The 19,366-nt window shown below is 37.9% G+C and carries 13 protein-coding genes and 1 tRNA gene; 4 read left to right on the forward strand and 10 right to left on the reverse strand.

What is annotated here, in order from left to right:
* Position 1 precedes the first annotated feature (1 nt).
* Positions 2-313: a 2Fe-2S iron-sulfur cluster-binding protein gene (locus N5852_RS08030; RefSeq protein ID WP_262097316.1), complete on the forward strand. Its 312-nt coding sequence runs from the start codon at positions 2-4 to the stop codon at positions 311-313.
* Positions 314-566: 253 nt separating this feature from the next.
* Here N5852_RS08030 and N5852_RS08035 read toward each other — a convergent pair whose 3' ends face one another.
* The 3 genes from N5852_RS08035 to N5852_RS08045 all read right to left on the reverse strand — a co-directional run bounded on the left by N5852_RS08035 (position 567) and on the right by N5852_RS08045 (position 4,548).
* The gene (locus tag N5852_RS08035; RefSeq protein WP_262097317.1) at positions 567-845 is read right to left on the reverse strand and encodes an HU family DNA-binding protein; all 279 of its coding nucleotides are present in this window, start codon (positions 843-845) and stop codon (positions 567-569) included.
* Between the two features lie 211 nt (positions 846-1,056).
* Complete coding sequence (gene lon / locus N5852_RS08040; protein ID WP_262097318.1) at positions 1,057-3,480, reverse strand: endopeptidase La; 2,424 nt, start codon at positions 3,478-3,480, stop codon at positions 1,057-1,059.
* A 351-nt stretch (positions 3,481-3,831) separates the two neighbouring features.
* Positions 3,832-4,548 (reverse strand): glycerophosphodiester phosphodiesterase family protein, encoded by a 717-nt coding sequence (locus N5852_RS08045; protein ID WP_262097319.1) that lies wholly within the window; start codon positions 4,546-4,548, stop codon positions 3,832-3,834.
* 1,127 nt (positions 4,549-5,675) lie between these two features.
* Here N5852_RS08045 and N5852_RS08050 point away from each other — a divergent pair.
* Both N5852_RS08050 and N5852_RS08055 read left to right on the forward strand, forming a co-directional pair.
* Positions 5,676-6,170: an Lrp/AsnC family transcriptional regulator gene (locus N5852_RS08050; RefSeq protein WP_262097320.1), complete on the forward strand. Its 495-nt coding sequence runs from the start codon at positions 5,676-5,678 to the stop codon at positions 6,168-6,170.
* Between the two features lie 171 nt (positions 6,171-6,341).
* Positions 6,342-6,689, forward strand: coding sequence for a hypothetical protein (locus N5852_RS08055; RefSeq protein WP_262097321.1), 348 nt, complete (start codon positions 6,342-6,344; stop codon positions 6,687-6,689).
* A 1,019-nt stretch (positions 6,690-7,708) separates the two neighbouring features.
* Here the strand turns inward: N5852_RS08055 and N5852_RS08060 are convergent.
* The 6 genes from N5852_RS08060 to N5852_RS08085 form a co-directional block, all read right to left on the reverse strand.
* A complete protein-coding gene (locus N5852_RS08060; RefSeq protein ID WP_262097322.1) occupies positions 7,709-8,053 on the reverse strand; it encodes a hypothetical protein in 345 nt (114 codons plus the stop codon).
* 261 nt (positions 8,054-8,314) lie between these two features.
* Entirely contained in the window at positions 8,315-9,424 is a 1,110-nt protein-coding gene (locus N5852_RS08065; protein ID WP_262097323.1) for a Csu type fimbrial protein, read from the reverse strand.
* Between the two features lie 171 nt (positions 9,425-9,595).
* Entirely contained in the window at positions 9,596-12,274 is a 2,679-nt protein-coding gene (locus N5852_RS08070) for a fimbria/pilus outer membrane usher protein (protein WP_262097324.1), read from the reverse strand.
* A 113-nt stretch (positions 12,275-12,387) separates the two neighbouring features.
* A complete protein-coding gene (locus tag N5852_RS08075) occupies positions 12,388-13,128 on the reverse strand; it encodes a fimbrial biogenesis chaperone (protein WP_262097325.1) in 741 nt (246 codons plus the stop codon).
* 86 nt (positions 13,129-13,214) lie between these two features.
* Entirely contained in the window at positions 13,215-13,796 is a 582-nt protein-coding gene (locus N5852_RS08080; RefSeq protein WP_262097326.1) for a spore coat protein U domain-containing protein, read from the reverse strand.
* 1,572 nt (positions 13,797-15,368) lie between these two features.
* Positions 15,369-16,049: a rhomboid family intramembrane serine protease gene (locus N5852_RS08085; protein ID WP_262097327.1), complete on the reverse strand. Its 681-nt coding sequence runs from the start codon at positions 16,047-16,049 to the stop codon at positions 15,369-15,371.
* Positions 16,050-17,253: 1,204 nt separating this feature from the next.
* Between N5852_RS08085 and N5852_RS08090 the strand changes: the two genes are divergently transcribed.
* Positions 17,254-17,329 (forward strand) — tRNA-Lys (locus tag N5852_RS08090).
* Between the two features lie 366 nt (positions 17,330-17,695).
* On the opposite strand, the gene murJ is transcribed toward N5852_RS08090, so the two are convergent.
* On the reverse strand, positions 17,696-19,264 hold the full coding sequence (murJ, locus tag N5852_RS08095) for a murein biosynthesis integral membrane protein MurJ (protein WP_262097328.1): 1,569 nt from the start codon (positions 19,262-19,264) through the stop codon (positions 17,696-17,698).
* Between the last annotated feature and the right edge of the window lie 102 nt (positions 19,265-19,366).

Below are 19,366 nucleotides of genomic sequence, written 5' to 3' on the forward strand. Positions count from 1 at the left end.
TATGGTAAAAATATTGTTTATAACTTTGCCTGAAATGAAAGAAATCGCACTAAATGGTGAAATTGGTACATCTCTAATGGAATTAGCAGTTATAAATGATGTTAAGGGAATCATTGGCGAATGTGGTGGGGCATGTTCATGCGCTACCTGTCATGTCTATATTAGCGATGAATGGAGTACCAAACTACCTGACGCAACTACCATGGAAAATGATATGTTAGATTTTGTCGATAATGTTAAGGAAAATTCGCGTTTAGCCTGCCAAATATTTTTAACTGCAGATTTAAATGGTCTTAAAGTTTTCATTCCTTAAATGATAAAGCACATACCTAACTTTTCTTGACGTAAAATTTTAAATAAAATAAAAAATACTGCATTGGATTTTACCAATAGATAATAATTATACTTAAGTTCCTCATATTGAAAAATTTAAATAGCCACTGTGACACCACAAAAACATTTAATTTCAGCAAAAGCCCACGCATAGCTTAAAAATATAACTCAGTAGCCAAATAACAAAAAGGGCGGATATTTATCCGCCCTCAATAGGTTAATATAAAATAAGATTACTTTGTATTAACAGCTTCTTTAAGAGACTTGCCTGCAGAGAATTTTGGTACGTTGCGAGCAGGAATATCAATTTCTACATTGGTTGTTGGAATACGACCCTTAGTAGCAGCGCGATGGGAAACTTCAAAAGCACCAAAACCAGGTAAACGTACATCACCGCCTGCTGCCAATGCTTCAGTAACAGAGGCAATAAATGCATCTACAGCTGCACCAGCCTGCACTTTTGTAAGACCAGCTTTTTCTGCAACAGAGCTGACGAGTTCGTTCTTATTCATTCGGTATTTCCTTTCCTGACTTACCGGAGACATAACAATTTTAGCTATAAAGCAAGTTTATTGAAATCTACAACAAATTGAAGCAAAAAATTGCTACAACCACCTGTTTTCTGGCTCTTTTCATTATTTTTGTGCAAAAAAGCCACAAATTTTAAGAAAATCCCAAAAAAAAGAGCGGTAAAAACCGCCCTTTTCGTTATATTTTTGTGAATCAGTGCGCTATTGCATGAACACCTTTTTCTTCATCTGCATCTGAAGCAGTTGAAATTGGACTCAATGGCTCAGTCCACTCAATAGCCTCGGGTTGACGGACCAAAGCATGCTTAAGCACTTCACTTGCATGAGATACAGGTATAATTTCCATATTATTCTTAACATTATCAGGAATATCTACCAAATCTTTAGCATTTTCTTCCGGAATAAGGACTGTCTTAATACCACCACGCAATGCAGCAAGAAGCTTTTCTTTTAAACCGCCAATCGGCAATACACGACCACGCAATGTAATTTCACCTGTCATGGCAACATCCTTTCGCACAGGAATGCCAGTCATAATAGATACAATTGCTGTCATCATACCAACACCGGCAGAAGGACCATCTTTGGGTGTAGCACCTTCAGGAACATGGACGTGAATATCACGTTTATCAAAGAAAGGTGGCTCGATACCAAAATCGACAGCGCGCGAACGTACATATGATGCTGCGGCTGAGATTGATTCCTTCATGACATCACGTAAATTACCAGTCACGGTCATGCGGCCTTTACCAGGCATCATGACACCTTCAATAGTAAGCAACTCGCCGCCAACCTCTGTCCAAGCCAAACCAGTAACAATACCAATTTGGTCTTCGCCGTCAATTTGGCCAAAGCGATAACGTTTAACACCAAGATATTCGTCAATATTATCAGCATTGATCGTCACGGATTTTTTACCCGTCTTAATAATCTCAGTCACCGCTTTACGGGCAAGCTTCATCAGCTCACGCTCAAGACTTCTTACACCTGCTTCACGAGTATAATATTGAATGATCGAGCGAATAGCACTCTCATCAACAAAAAACTCATCTTTTGAAATTGCATGATCACTGATGGCCTTAGGCAGTAAGTGGCGTTTTGCAATTTCAACCTTTTCGTCTTCTGTATAACCGGCAATACGGATAATTTCCATACGGTCAAGTAATGGACCAGGAATATTAAGCGTATTAGCCGTTGTTACAAACATGACGTCTGATAAATCATATTCAACTTCAAGATAATGATCCATAAAGGTTGAATTCTGCTCTGGATCCAATACCTCCAATAAAGCAGATGATGGATCACCGCGGAAATCTTGCCCCATTTTATCAATCTCATCCAAAAGGAAAAGCGGATTAGAACGCTTAGCCTTTTTCATTGATTGAATAATTTTACCTGGCATTGAGCCAATGTAAGTACGGCGATGACCACGAATTTCAGATTCATCACGTACACCACCTAACGACATCCGAACATATTCACGACCAGTTGCCTTAGCGATAGAACGTGCAAGTGAAGTCTTACCAACACCTGGAGGGCCTACCAAACACAAAATTGGCCCCTTAATTTTAGAAATCCGGCTCTGCACAGCAAGATATTCAACAATACGTTCTTTTACCTTATCAAGACCAAAATGCTCCTCATCAAGAACCTTTTCTGCAAAATTGAGATCCTTCTTTATCTTGGACTTTTTGCCCCAAGGAATCGTTAGCAACCAATCAAGATAATTACGAACCACTGTTGCTTCAGCAGACATGGGTGACATGGAGCGAAGTTTTTTAACCTCTGCCGCGGTTTTTTCCTGAGCTTCTTTGCTTAACTTGGTATTTTTTGCAAGCTCTTCAATTTCAGATACTTCATCACGACCATCTTCGCCTTCGCCAAGCTCTTTCTGGATCGCTTTCATCTGTTCGTTAAGATAATATTCGCGCTGTGTTTTTTCCATTTGGCGCTTAACACGCGAACGAATACGTTTCTCAACCTGTAAAACAGAAATTTCACCTTCCATAAACGAAAGCGCTTTTTCAAGTCTTTGCGCTACAGAAAGTAACGATAACATTTCTTGCTTTTCAGAAAGTTTAATAGCAAGATGCGATGCTATAGTGTCTGCCAATTTAGAAGGTTCGTCAATTTGGCTAACTGCGGTTACAACCTCTGGTGAAATCTTTTTATTCAATTTCACGTAATTTTCAAAATCCGCAATAACTGAACGTGCTAAAGCCTCAATTTCAACCTTATCTTCCTCACCCTCATGAAGAACAATTGCCTCAGCCTGAATATATCCATCATCTTCTGAGAATGCTGATAATTGTGCACGAGCAACACCCTCTACAAGTACCTTAACGGTACCATCAGGTAGCTTAAGCAATTGCAAAATATTTGCCAAAGTGCCAATTTCATAAATGTCTTCGGTTTTGGGATCATCATCAGCGGCATTTTTTTGCGTTGCAAGCAAAATTTGCTTGTCTTCACGCATAGCCACTTCAATAGCTTTAATTGACTTTTCACGCCCAACAAAGAGCGGCACAATCATATGCGGGAAGACAACAATATCTCTTAGCGGCAAAACGGCATAAAGCCCGTTCTCGGCTTTTTTAGTCTTCTCGTTATTTTGCATTTCGTGTCCTTTCTGGGACCAATGGCCCCCACCGCCATAATGCATGCTCCAATTTTTGCAAACATGCATCACGCTTCTGAACAGATAATTGGTTGCCAAAAGAATGAAATTCAAGCCCTTGGCAAAGTTTAATTATTAGATCACATATTTTATGTAAATATTTTTTTCTAATTAATCATGCTATAAGCGTTTCTCCTCAATATCGCTTTAGCCTTCCAATTATCAGCAGCCAAATTAAAAAAACCATACTAGTAGATATGATTCAATAAGCAATGATAAAAAGGTCTAAATGGGCTATTTTAGGGAATTTTCCAAGCCAAATAATAATTATTGTGACGAAATAAGCATCCCCTACTCAATACTGTCGGGGTTAAAACCTTCAAAAACCATTTGGTCGGCTAACTTATTAACCGCTAACCACTGCTCTTTATTTTTAATGACACCAGCCAAAATAGGTACTCGCAAGCGTTGGCGCGTAAATCGCACAAAGGCATTGGGTAACTCATCCTTATTATATAAAATGAACTGAATATCATGGGCTAACATGGAAAAATTTGTTTCAATGGCGGCACGCTGAATGCCACTTGCACGCATACCATGAGTGACACCTTCAGCCGACACTGGAAAGCGCCTTAATAAATGAACCTCCCCAGCCAACATTGCAGCATTATTCCCATAATGACGCAACATATCACTTGTGGACGTTGCTAAACCTGTATCAAAATGGGGTGGATTACCATGCAGATTGACTAATACTGGAGTTCGTCCCTGAAGCTTTTCGAGGACGTATTCCAAACTTTGAATTACATCATTACTATCGGTAATCTTTTGACCAACAACATCTTTGGCTAGGCTGTCGATAACTTTTGGATTTGATGATGAAACCGACAAGTGATCATGATAAACAATAACAACACCGTCTTTAGTTAAGCAAGCATCCAGCATGATTGGAAAATTATGATCAACCGCTGCGTAAAAAGCTGTTAAACTATTTTCTGCAATATTTTTTTTAACATCATGTAATCCTCGATGGGCAATTGGCCTTTGCGTTAACCAGTCAAATGTCATTTTGCTCCCCTATGTTTTAGGAAAGGGGATATATATGCAAGTTATGAAAAAGGTCAACAAAATAGCTTCTTGCACAAAATTACAATAAACTATTAAAACGACTAATCCATCAACCCTATCATGTAGCAATAGCAAGCTAAAAGGCAAATTTTGCCAATTGGTCCGCTATGTTATAATATTCGTCGTAGCTCAGACTTTAATGTGATTTGCTGTTATTTGGCCATAGTCACGGTAAAATTTAGGCTTTGGCTTGAAAAGTGTATGGCTTTTCTAACCGATAGCTATGTTACCTCTGCAAGCATTGAGCTCATCCTCATCGCGTAAAACCAGTAACAGCCGAATACCCCCTTCTCATTACACGTGCTCTCTTCTAATAATAAAAGCATATAAGCTTGCCATTTTTATCACAAGCCATTTTGATTTTTAACTACAAGCCGCATTCATTTCGCTTAATCTGGTAGTGAACCGCAATATTTTAGCTAGATCTGTGCCTGTGTGCAATCCGACTTGAGGTCATTGCAAAAAAATATTTCACTGTAAGTTGGAATCCCGAATGAACCCACGACATCATTTTTCCAGACATAAAATCATGGCAGAGTATTTTATTTAATCGATGACTAATAGGTGCTATTTTCGATTGCAACACATGGTCGACATCATACATATAATGCGAAAAATGGCGTAATATCTATGACTTATACTTATCAGCAAATAAACCAAAGCCTTTATTTTACCCTTGCAATAAGCTGATGAATCACAAACCATAACACGCAACATAAAAATAGACGATCTTGCCTTGATTTCATTTCATAGCAAATGACAAATAAGATATTTTTTCCAATAATACAATTTTTAACGCAAAATTATTCTAAATTTACGATTAAAAATATTATGCAAGGGATTCATTTTTTTAAATAGTTCTGATAAATTACTATTGAAATTTTATAACAGGTCATAAAGTAAATCTACTCTATCTTGATGTCAGGGGTTTAGTTCTTTCGTTGAGTGAGTGCTTTAACAAATACCGTTAATATAGCGCCGGAAGACGGATCAGTTTTAAAACGTGCAAAAAAAGAAAAGTGAAAACAATCAGTTTTAACTGTTTTCTATAATAAAACGAGGAACAAATGGATAGGTTAGATCGTAAAATACTAAGACTTCTTCAAGCAAATGCAACCCTTGCTGTTGCGGATGTGGCCAAAAAAGTCGGACTTTCTACCACGCCGTGCTGGCGCAGAATACAGAAACTTGAGGAAGATGGTGTTATCCAGCGCCGCGTTGCTATACTTGATCCAGAACAAGTTAACACAAAGGTTACTGTGTTTGTATCCATTCGCACTGGCTCTCACTCTCACGAATGGTTGAAGCGGTTTTCAGAGGTTGTTCGCGAATTTCCAGAAGTTGTAGAGTTTTACCGAATGAGTGGCGATATTGATTATCTCCTACGAGTGGTTGTACCAGATATTAGCGCCTACGATAATTTTTATAAAAAACTAATTAGCAAAATTGAAATCCGTGATGTCTCATCCTCTTTTGCAATGGAACAAATCAAATATACAACCGAATTGCCACTTGATTATATGCTTATAGAAAAAGATACCGGCAAAAAAGATTTTGAATAAGTTTAATTTTCTAGTCGTTTTGATTAGAGCTTAAATTTGTTAATCCGAGTAAAAAGGCAGCTTAAACGTTAAGAACATACAAAAGAAGCGGATAGCAGTAGATTTACGTCTCAATTTTTTTAAACGCTGTAAATTAAAATTGATTTTATGTGAAAATTAAATAGCAAGGGAATGGATGGTTGTAAAAAGCTGTTTATATCAGATGGAGAAGTGCCGGCGCAAAAGTATTTTTCAAAAGTAAAACAGGTAAAGCTCATCAAGTCTTTAGTCGCAGACTCAAACGCACGTTCCTTTGCCGTCTTACTAGGAGTAAATAGGAACACTACGATAATTTATTTCCATAAGCTACGAGAGAAAACAGTTTCACGTCTTGAACAAAAAACACACCAACTTATGTGTGGTGAAATTGAACTTGATACGAGTTATTTGGGGGAGTACATAAAAGAGAAAGAGGGCGTGAAGCTGGTAGGAAAACACCCGTTTCGGATTATTAAAAAAAGCACTTCCACCTTTAATTAAAGGAGTGTGAGTGGCGTTTTAATTATCATTCAACACAGAACTTGATTAAAATATTGTCAAGTGGATGAAATGATTATACTTCAGATCATTTATGCCAGCCTCCGTAAATAATGTGAAAACTTTACTGAGAAATCCTTTAAATAATTTTTTCGTCGGCGTTCCGCAATCCCAAAGTTTTTTGACGTTTTTTCTCATCCCATTTTATTAAAAAATCAGTCTCAACCCTAAATATTTTTCTAAAACGATATTTCCTGCTGTTTTAACTAACTTGATAATGAGGGTGCAATACCTGCATGACTCAAATCAATATTAAATAAAGTCATTATAAAACATCTAGCCTTTCACCGGTTTTGGCCGGTCTAAACATTAAATGACGTCCGTCCCATCTTCGGCGACAAACTCCACCTTGGTACACTTGCCCCCCCTTGCAACAATGTAGAATATTTGCACAATTGCGAGCCTACCATATACTGGATAAACATTATTAATGATCTATATTTTGGATCAGTTAATCAGTGATTTGTTTTTTAGTAAATATCTGCGTGTAGGCTTAACGCTTCATTTTGCCTTATCTCGCGATATTGCAAGCATTGATCACCGGCGGATTATGAATGCTATTATCCGTATCTTTAATTATGAACTGCAGTAAAAAGATACCCGAAAGGATTTATGCCAACATAAAATATGATGCGGCCACTTTATACGCTCGAAACACTTGGTTTTATAGCCCTTTCTCTAGAGCAACTTGCTAAACAATAAATTAAACCTTAGCACATCATTATTGATGCACCAGATTTCAAAATAGACACCAAACCAGCCTTATGCTTGAAAAAAGATATACCTGTTTAACATCAACGGAAATATCACTAAGTTGTAGATGAGAATTAACTATTTGAGTTGAACCTAAATCTAGGACATTTTGGGGAAACCAAACCAAGTTTGCAAGTGTTTATCAAATAGGGTTGCAATCTGTCTGAATTGCTTAAGCTTTGAAAAAATTCAAAAATATGACGTGCTTTTCAGATGTGCCTATCCAAATAGCGACACCAATTAGCGCTCAAGCGCTGTGCAACAACCGGTATTGCCTGTGCTGCACTGGCCATGTCAAGATGATGCTGACCATCATTTCCCTTATCCGCAAGCAAAAAGTTTGCTTTAAAACCTCTAAAAAACTCCTTAACTTGCGTGATAGCATTACGATTTCCCGGTGTTACAATTATACGTAATGGTGTCCCCAAAACATTACCAACAAGTTGTATTTTACTGGTCAAACCGCCCTTGGAACAACCAAGCCGATGGGCATCAAGCCTCTCCTTTTTTGCTGCGCTCCGCAGCCGGTGCATGAGCACGATTAATCGTTGCATCAAGCATAAGCTATTCCATATCCAGCTCTTATGCATTTTTCTTCGCAGTAGGACACCTAAACACCTAATTAAAAGCAAGAAATATTTGTTTTGGCTTTAAAAATCATTAAATTCAAAGTGTAGATCCAACAGATGAGATTAAAAAGACATAGCGGGACAAAACCCTTGCGAAGTCTTTAGACCGCAAAATAAAAATGAAAACACATGATCAACTTAAACGGCAAAACAATCGAATGATAATCTAGCTTATCATGTAGCTGGTTAGAAATATACTGAAACAACCAAAACATCGCTATAAGTGCCAACTTCCGGCTGTTGATTACCTTGTGGATTTATTTGAGCATCAACCCGAATAGTTTGCTCAGAATTATTGCCAACACCCTTATAAGTATCTACGCCCCTTTCATTTCCCCAATTACTGCGAGTATTAGGCAAATAGACATCATATGCAATTGTTTTAGAACTATCATACATTCCATTAGGTAATTGTAAAGACATTCTACGATCTGTTGTATTCTTATTACGCCCACCATCTAACCCTATTTGATAATTTGCGTCAGAATTACACCGCACACTCAACTCTCCATAAGCAGTCATATTGGGAGTTAAGCGCGTATGTAAACCAAAATTAATGTTGCGCTTCGTAGTGACCATACATGAAGACTCAATTTTAGCCATTACTCTTACTGTAATTGGGTTAACGACATTGGGAAAACCACCACATAAAGTCATTGACGAAGGACTAGACCCACCAGCTCCAGTTCGCATATTTATAGTATACTCATTCCAATATTCGCCTATAGGAAGATTGGTATAATGAAAATTATATCGGGCAATCAAACTGAATCGCAGATCAACATCAACAGGTGCGGTTGGCATTGAAGTAGCCGAACGTATTGCACCAGCGTAGGACAGAGAAGCACCTGGTGTGGTATCGCCGTCGCCTACCTCTAAGCCATTGTTAGCGAAATTGATATAGTAATTATACGGCAGCTTATATGGAGAGGTGCGATCACCCTTAAGGTAAAGATACCTTGGTTCTATATCTTTAGGTGATTCGAGAGCGGTCACGCCAACACAGGCAGAGCCACTTACAATCCAATTATTATTACTATCTTGAGTAAAATAATCACTTTTGCATTGTGGCTGTATGTCGCTAGACGCTGTCAACACCCTATCTTCAAAGCCACTAATAATGCCAAAATTAATTAGGTTTGTACCAGTTAACGTACATATCATGCGATCCGGCAACCAGGCACTTTGAGCGGAAACATTATTAGCAAAAGAAAAAACAAAAACGGAAGCCAACAAAGTGTTTTTCAATACACACCATGAAGCAGTTTTTGTGCTTTTATTCTTGTCTGAATACATATTTTCAAAATCCTCTAATATTAATCTACAATATAAACGAACATGGAAAATCATATAAAAAGTAGAATATAAATAATTTAACTTATCAATAAAATACTTCCACCACGTTTAAAACAAACAAAGATTAGTATTTAGAACAGTATACAACTAATAATAATTTACATAAAATTACTATCTTCGAATTACACTTCCCATCGGTTTACATGTTATAGTTTGGCTACCCGACTGCAAACCAGAACTAACTGAGGCTTCAATAATAGCTTCACATGTATTTCCATTTTTTTCTAAAACATGCAGTGTTGCCGGCAAGCTAAGCTGACTAAGTTGAATAACAGCAAGTCCATCATAACCAATATCAAACCCAACATCAGACCCTGCAACCTGTGCATAAGATCCAACTTCAACTGCATTCCCATTCGGATTTTTTAATGAGACATATAAATATTGATCGCCTGTGGTTCCGCCAAAATGCACGACAACGCCACTTTGCGCGGCAGGGCGAACATCCTCATCTGTTTTTTCAACAATAGCATCAGCAGGCAAACTATCCATATCTAACGAAATATTTGAAGTTGTATAGGATAATAGATCTGGCACAACTAATCGGCCATTCCGCCAAGTATTACCATATTTCTGATTATTAACTTTAACGCCGACATCGGCTATACCAGTATTTACAACAGCAAATGAATCATTGATACGTGTTGTTGGCATCAAAGCGCCATCAGCATATACTAAACCACCCGAAGCGCTTGCGGTAGCGCGCCAAGTATCCTCGTACTGATCAATAGAAGCCCCAAGTAAAGCAACAGAAGTACGATATTGACCGTCTGCACCACGTTGCGTACGCTTGCCTTCAGTATCACGAATTGCCCACCCGTAATCGCCAACATTGCCACCCAAACTTTTACCAACTTGCGACGTGAAGCGAGAGCCTTCATGATCAGTAGTAACATTGGCTGATGCGCTGTATCCTTTATCAAAAGTGAAGGATAAGCCTGCAAAAACACTATAGGCGTTTGAATCTTTTAAATTCACAAAGCCAGTCGCATAACCATTTATACCCTTCCCGAAACTACGACTACTAGATATACTTAAATATTTGGAATCTTTTTGATCCCAATAATCAACTTCGGTATAACTCAAGGTAATTGTAGCAGGATCAAACCGCAAATTTGTACTTAAAGACAATTGGTTAATCGCTTTCGCAGGCCTGCTAGAGGCACGAGTATAGCCACGAAAACGGTCATTAGAAAAATCAATATTTTCCCAATCTATATCTTCAGTAATATTGCGATTTTTGCGGTCAACAATTGATGCCATATCATTATAATTGCTATAAGTCCGTTGCGTCATAGCATTAAAATAAAAGCCCCAGCGCTGTAACTGTAAATTTGCATAAAGCTGTTGCCCAGTTTCACTTCTATAGCTACTAGCACTACCGGCGACAGAAAGACGACCAAAATCAGCTAACGTAAATACAGCGCCTAAACCACCATTAAAAAAATGGCTTCCAGCTTCTGCATGGGCTTCGCCGGTCAAGCTATTCGTAAAGCCATAGCGTGTCGTACCAGATACGAAGAAATCACTCGAATAGCTACCAGATTTACTACCATAATTGGTACGTGGGACACCAGCTTCTACTGCGAAATCCCAAAGCCCTTGAGCCAATAGATCGCTAGAAGCGTAAAATGATATTTCCTTTACAGTTTCTTGTCCCATCGCATCACGTACAACAAGACGAGCCGAATTGGCGCCAGTCACTACAGGAATATCGGTTAGAGAAAAAGGACCGGTTGGCACATTTTCAACAGCTCGTTGCGCGTTATTAATATAAAGATCTACTGCTGATGGAACCGCAGCTGAACCTGAAACTTCAGGCAAAGCCATAGTTACAAGATTATCCCGTAAATCAAAATTTCTGCGAAGTTGAACGCCGCCTAAACGGGTCGAGCGTGACCAAGCAACACTTCGAGTAATCAAATCACCCACTTGGTAAGTCATCAGACGCTTTTCATCTGAATAGGTCCAGTAGCTATCTAAGCGAATAGCATCGCTTCGATTCCGTCCAAACCCTTGCGAGGAATAACGCAAAAGTTCAGATGTGTAAAACGTACCAAACTTCCCTGAAATACGACCATCTATAGTGGCTGAAACACCCTGAAAATCCCAAATATCTTTGAAGTTTTCGTGACCAGAATCAGCAAAAATATCATAATTTAAAACTGCAGCAAAATCCGATTGTGGCTTCAACTCACCCTCAGCACCACCAGAACGCGCAGCAGCAGCTAAAGGATTAAGACTTAAAGCATAGGGAGCAAGAGCATCAGGATCCGTAGTTACAAATGCTAAAACTTCAGTACGTGGATCAAATGTAAATTGAACATTCTTAAGAGCAGATAAATTGACCCACCCATCGCGATCCGTAGCAGACCTTTGAGGAAGAATACCAATTCCCCTCAAGACATCTGCATTCATAATAAAAGAACCATCTGCCAACTGACGGATAGCAATAACATTAGGACGAGTTTCACCATTAACAGTAACATCAACGAAAGCATCAGCTTGCTGAGCTGACACAGTATCCAGTGCTGGCCCTACAGAAGCCCCCTCTTGATAACCAAGGGCAGCTAATTCATCAACAGCATCAGTGTGGTTATTCGTTGCACCTGTATAATTAGAACTAGCGACTTCATCAGATGTCATCCATTGCACATTATCGCTTATCTCCTGTGCAAAACCATCTGCAGTAAAACATCCTAAAAAAGTTCCACCAGCCAATAACAGAGCCATGCCACTTGAACTAGAAAGCAGCTTTATACCAGTTTTTCTACTGTACTTATTAATCATCCTATATGCCCCCATAGGAATTTAAACTCTTAGGCATAAGCAATGCCATTCGGTCTAATTTGTCCCGCACAAACCCGACCGAAAATTCAACCGACTACCCACATAAACATTGACTATTGAACTGGATACTCGACCTGCCCCGCATCAGAGGTGAATCTTATACCATCGGGCTTACCACCTCCCTTAGTTGCAACAAAAAATCGAAAGGCAGATCCGGGTAAAGCATATCCAGCAAGCTTCGACTTACTTCCAATAACCTGACCACCAGCAAGAAGGAAAACATCCGCCATACGAACACGATTACTGCCTCGATTGGTTGCAGTCACATTAAAACCACCGGCTGCAGGTTGAGCAACAAAAGACATACCAGACTGAACCGCTGTTCCTCCACCGGTACCCGGAGAGAAAAACACTGGAACAACCTGACGTAAAACCATACTAACCCCTGCAGAAGATTCACCTGCACCATTTGTCCGCAATGCAGAAGGCGGAATTTGGTCAACGAAGACACGATAAGTCTCTTGCTTTGTTACAGCGCCCTTTGCCACCCGCGACACACGAACTGTTGCAACACCACCAGCTTTAACAGAAACAAAGGGCGGAGTAACAATTACATCATTTGTTGGGGCATAATAATCCTTGCCACCCTTTTGCTGCCAACGATAAGCGCGGACCTGCAGGCGAACTGGCATTCGACTCGTATTTCGAACCATGATATTGTCTGAAACCTTTGGCGGCTTTACATCCAAAACCAATGGCATAACAGTTAAGCTCACACCATTAGCTAATTCTTGCGATTGCACTGCCCCAGTCGCCAAAGCCAAGTAAACTAAGATAAAAGCTAAAATTCGCATGTAACTATCCATCAAATTTAAAATCAAAAAAATAAAATTGGGATGGAGTTTCCCCCACCCCAGCCCCCAGAAGGGAGCATTAGCTATTAGTAGGTAAGTGTTGCAACCAATGCATCAGTATAAGTACCAACGGCTGGCTGAGTCTGGCTAGCTGGAATAGCTGGAATACAAATTGCAAAATAATGGGTTTTGGAACCATTCATGCTACCACCGGTATTATCAATAGTACCAGTAAATGAACCAGCAGGTGTTGCATCCCAACGCTGACCACCACAGCTACGTGAAGCCAAGTTAACAGCTTGATAAACATCATAGTTAATCAAGTTAGTACCGCTGCGAAGCTTACGACCTTCACTAAAACTACCGTCTGCGGCCCAATTATTACCTTGACCAAGGGTCAAAGTATAAGCACCAGCATTTGTTGCAGTACCTGCGTTACAATCAACAACAACTTCACGTGTTTCAATCAAGTTTGTTGAAATGCGTGAATAGGTACCAAAATTAACATTACCAGAATTATTAGGGAAATTTACTGTACAACCAGTTGTAATAGTAACTTCAACCTGCAAATTTGCAGTAGCTGGATTTGGTGATTGTGCCTGAGCCAAACCTGCCCCCAAAGCCATAATACCTGCAGCAGTCAAAGTTTTTAAAATAATACGTTTCATTTGATAACTCCTAATTCTAAGCACAGTTTATTTAATTCTGCACACCCTATGCAGAATTTAACATTACCAATGGCAATCCAATGGCAATCCAAATAATACTTCACGAAAATCGAAGACTCTTTATTAAATTAACTCACCTACCCCAGGCAAGTTAAAACAAACAAACAATGAAATATAAAATAGACTTCAAATGATTGTAATTAATAATAAAGAGTTAAATCAAAATACTAAAAGAAATAAATATTTTACTTCAAATTAATACATCAAATCGCCCCCGACTTAAACGCTTAACTGTTGTTTATCATTCAATATAGCTTAAATCAATATAGAATTTATTAAAATATGCACGTAATGCACAAAAGCAACATTTTAAAAACTGTTAATATCTTAATATACTAATATCTATATTAGAATATTAAGATATTAAACAACTAATATACGAATATATTTTAGAAATTTTTTATTACGATATTTATACTTAAAACAGCAAATTATAAGACAAAATGGACATAATACCGCCTATTATTTTACTCTAAATTTAAGTTTAAGTTATTAAAAAGCTATTATTAAAATACCATTCGCCTTATTTTAAAACAATGCAATAAAAAAACATTGTAACGGCGTTAGATATCCGTTTCATTGATCTAAACCGCAATACGATATATTTTAATAATGAGAAGTAAAATGCCTTTGAATATAGCAATGTTAAAACAGTTATATATTGCAATTTAACTTAATTCGCAAAAAACCAATACTTTATTCCGAGACCTACGATTATCCATCCATTGCACATTCCACCCTAAGAGGTGTCATTAACTTGCTCTCACTATAAAGTAATTTTAGATGTTTTTATGGATTATGAAAAAATTACAATCGATGAAATTATTATCTAACTGTAGCATTATTAATACCAAATAAGACAACAGCTAGTCGAACTTAAAAAATTAAACTAAAATCGGTAATCCTATAAGACTTAATTCACTTCAAAATAATTATTTTTATTGGTCTTAGCTTAGAAAAAATATATTTATAAATATACAAAATTTTACTATCAATGAAACTAGTAAAAAATTGAAATATATATTGCCGAATAACTGATTGAAATAGCTGTTAAAATGGTTAGTATTTATCGTAAATTGCTATTATGGCTCGTTCATAAACTGCTGCACCGCTTTAACTAAGCGCACTTACTTGCAGCTAGCCACAGTCAAGTTTAACAAAATGGAACGACTGAACGCCGAGTAAACACCACTTAGAAAGCTTAATTTTTTTAAAACATTTGAATTTATTTTTACAGATTATAAATCGCATATTTAATTAATATACGCAGATTCTTGATGAACTAAGTTTTCACTTAAGCCAGAATGACTGATCTCAGTCTTTAACAATAACGCAATCAACAGCTAATTCTCAACAAGATATGCATCGAGAAATCATCAAAAAACTCAAACATAAAACAAGAGGCAGCACTCTAAATCATTGAGTACAACACAATCCATTTATAACAAATGCAATGGATGCTAAAAACAAAAAGTCCTTACATGATGTAAATCAGCGTGTTTAATAGCTTAATTATTTTCGCTTGGGAATAAAAAGCCCCACACACAGAAAACCAGCAAGAAGACCACCAATATGGGCCTGCCAAGCAATGTTACCATCAAACATACTGCCCGACACCCCATATAGTAAATTGCAAATCAACCAAAAACCCATAATAGTAACAATATCACGTGAGCGAATGGCGATACGTATCGGCAGTATATCACCATATAGAGCTGGATGGAAAAAGGATCGCCCGTAGCCGAATCGTGCAATCGCACCTAGCATACCCGATACAACCGCCGACGCACCAACAACTGAATTTGGGCTATCAATATTAAATATATAGTAAAAAAGCGCGCCGGCTACAGCAGTTACTAGCCAAAAAATAAGAAAGCCACCCACCCCCATCCGGCGCGCTAGCGCTGAACCGAAAGTTACAATGAATAGCATATTCATACCAATATGGCTCCAACTTCCATGCATGAAAGAATAAGTAAGAGCTGTTAACAAAACTTGGGGCGTTTGCTCCGACCCAAATATTAAAGGAGTAAATGCAAAACGCAAACTAAAACTAACTCTCGCAGCCGAATCCAAAAAATATTGCTCCCATACAAATACAGCAATATTAATAACAACACATACAACTACAACTGTAGGTATATTAAACATAGGTTCACGATTACGAAAGGAGTTAATATTATTATTCCGCATTTTACTCTTTCTCTTAGTCGATCATTTATTCAAAGTTTACGATAGTAATAATTCTTTGCACTATATTCAATAAAAAAAATTCTTATTATAGGTGATAATTTCGTTAAATAAATTAAATTACTTGTTTCTATTTTTTTACCATAAGAATCGATTTTTAACTTTCTAGATTTGAAACATCATTCACATTCTTTCAAAAACGATTAAAAATATCTCAAGCAATGCCATTCATTTTGGTGAATAGCACTTGTCCCCATTAAGAATTATCAATTCATTTGACGTAATTTTGTTAACAGTAAATATTTTACCGGCATTTATACGATAATAGGTGCGTTCACCAACGTCAAGAACATGACAGCTTCGCTATGTATCAATATAAATGATATTTTAGGGTTTGACATACTCTTTAATAATGAAAATTAAACTAGATATTTAAGTATTAGCAAATTTAACTAAAATTACCGAACTTTCAGGTTTTGGAGCTGCAATACGGGCATTTTACGACCACTCGGCGAACAATCATTTTTTTGCGCCTTTTACCTAAAAAGAAAACATCAGCTCCAATTTTACCATCAAAGATTTCGCAATGTTCATTATAGAAATAACCCATTGTATTTGAGGCAAGATCTATTCCTTTACCAAAACCACCAAAAAATGCTTTAAATGGTTTTTCCAGATAGCTTGGTGTGTCCCGGAATTAAAACATTTATAGAGAATCTCCAGACTTCCGACTATAGGATAGGTCGCGCTAGTGACAAATGCAATGTAATCCATGATAAAACCACTAATAAAAAATTTAGCATTACTTATTAGCCTTAATTAGCAGCCCTTACCAAGGCATCACAACTATATCGCAAATTACGATCAATATTTAAATGAGAATCATCAAATCACTTACTGTGTTCTACTAAAGTGAAACACAGCTTTAAATACAGCTCATCTAAATATTACACTCGCTAGAGCGGTAAATTAGAATCTATTGATACTTTTATTTTAGTTTTACTCAACTTAATTATAGATAATAAAATCGGCGTTTTTCGTCGAAGAATCCAAGAATCCGACAGGCAGGAACAAACTAAAGTTTATTTAAAACAAATACTTAGAAATAAATTAATTTTATATACGTATTTTTATTATTTTACAGTTGACGTTTTGCATTGTTAAACGTATGTTCCGCGCACTTCTCGCAGCAAATTATGCTGTAAGGGAGCGCGTAGCTCAGCCGGTAGAGCAACTGACTTTTAATCAGTAGGTCCAGGGTTCGAATCCCTGCGCGCTCACCATCAAATATTTTTCCTTGTTTTTTCCATAAGATATCTTGCCCCAAATTTTTAAATTTATGTCTTGATACAATCATAACCATCAGCCTGAAGTCACGAAAACTGAGGGGCTTAATACGCGTTTTTTAGCGCGGCGCATTCATAGCTCAACGCTTTTTTCTATTTTTAGGTTGGCTAGAAGTTAGACATTAGAGCCATAAATACTACTAAAATGGATTTCCAATAAACTGGAACCATTATTGGTGTATGAGTCACTAAAAAAATATTCCCGCTTACACTGTTTTCTGACAACCTATATTTTGTCATAAACAAGCCCCTTACGCTTATGCAGCTTTATAGCAGGAATTTTACCCTAACTTCTAATAGATGCTATTTCTTGTTTTTTCTTTTAAGGCCTCGCTTTAACATTGCAATGCTTGCACCGCCTATAGCAAAAACGGTTGTAAAGTAAACAATCATCGCCCCGAGAACAAGCCCCGTAACAGTTAGCGCACGAACGAACAATGATGCCTCAACTGATAATGGATATTTAAAATACTGAATGGCGAAATATAATGCTACAGCCATAATCAATGATGCGATCAACAAACGAGGAATACGCTTTAAAAGCTGGCTATCCCTATTCCAATGCCCTCTTTTTACAAGAGTTGCTAATAAAAGCACCGCATTCACCCAACCAGCAACAATTTCAGCAATAGCAATACCTTTTGCCGACAAATGGGGGAAAAGCGTAATTGCAATAGCTACATTGACAATCACAGAAATACCAGCAAAAACCATTGGTGTTTTTGTATCTTCACGTGCAAAAAAACCCGGAATAAAAGCTTTTATAAGTACAAATGCCGGCAGACCTAGCCCATAAATTGCCAGTATAGACGCAACAGTCGTGGTTGCATCTGCATCAAATTGACCGCGTTGAAACAACAACCGCACAATAGGCTCAGACATAACAAGGAAGGCTGCGGCTGCCGGCAGCGTTAAAAACAGCGTAAACTCAACAGACCTATTTTGTAGATTACTTGCTTCTTCCATGTTTTTTGCTCTCAATGCCCGTGATAATTCCGGCAAAAGAACTGTTGCAACAGCAATACCGACAACCCCAAGCGGTAATTGATAGAGACGATCGGCATAAACAAGAGAAGAAACGGCTCCCGATTGGCTTGATGCAATATTGGTATTTATTAGCAGATTAATTTGGGTAATACCGCCAGTAATAGCTGCAGGGAGTGCTAAAACTAACAAGCGGCGCACATTAGCTGTTAATTTAGGAATCTGCAGTGTGATCTTCATGCCAGCATGATAAACTGCACCCCATACGATGAATAATTGTACCAAGCCTGATGCCAAAACACCCCATGAAAGATAAACACCAACGTGCCAAACATCCAATTTAGCATACCACGCATACGCTAATACACCGATAAGAATAATATTTAAGAAAACAGGGGCTATAGCTGCTGCAAAATAACGATGTAGCGAATTGAGCATACCACCCATCATTGCCGCCAATGACATACAGGCTAAATAAGGAAACATTATAGTCGCAAGGCGTACTGTGGCATCATATTTTTGCGGATCGCTTGTGAAACCTGGGGCGATAACATAAGAAACAAGCAAAGGCATTGATAGTTCCATTGCAATTGTCAATACAATCAAAATGGAAAATAGGACACCAAAAACTTCTTCCGAAAATTTACGTGCACTTTCAATACCCTCCTCCTCAATTTGTTTTGAGAATAAAGGCACAAAGGCAGAATTAAAGGCGCCTTCTGCAAAAAGTCGGCGAAATGTGTTGGGAAAGCGAAATGCAGCGTTAAACGCATCGGCAACGGGCCCTGTTCCAACAGCGGCAGCCATTAGCATCTCGCGTATAAACCCAAAAATACGGCTCATCAATGTACCAGATGCAACCGTTGCAAACTTCTTTAAAAGACTCATTCTACTGCTTTTCAATGAAAATACCGCAATATTTTTATAAATAGCGGATATTATGCTTTTTGCTAAACCTTTAATGATAACCAAATAAATTTAACATTACCA

Origin of the sequence: Bartonella sp. HY328 (assembly GCF_025449335.1) — a bacterium.
GTDB lineage: Bacteria > Pseudomonadota > Alphaproteobacteria > Rhizobiales > Rhizobiaceae > HY038.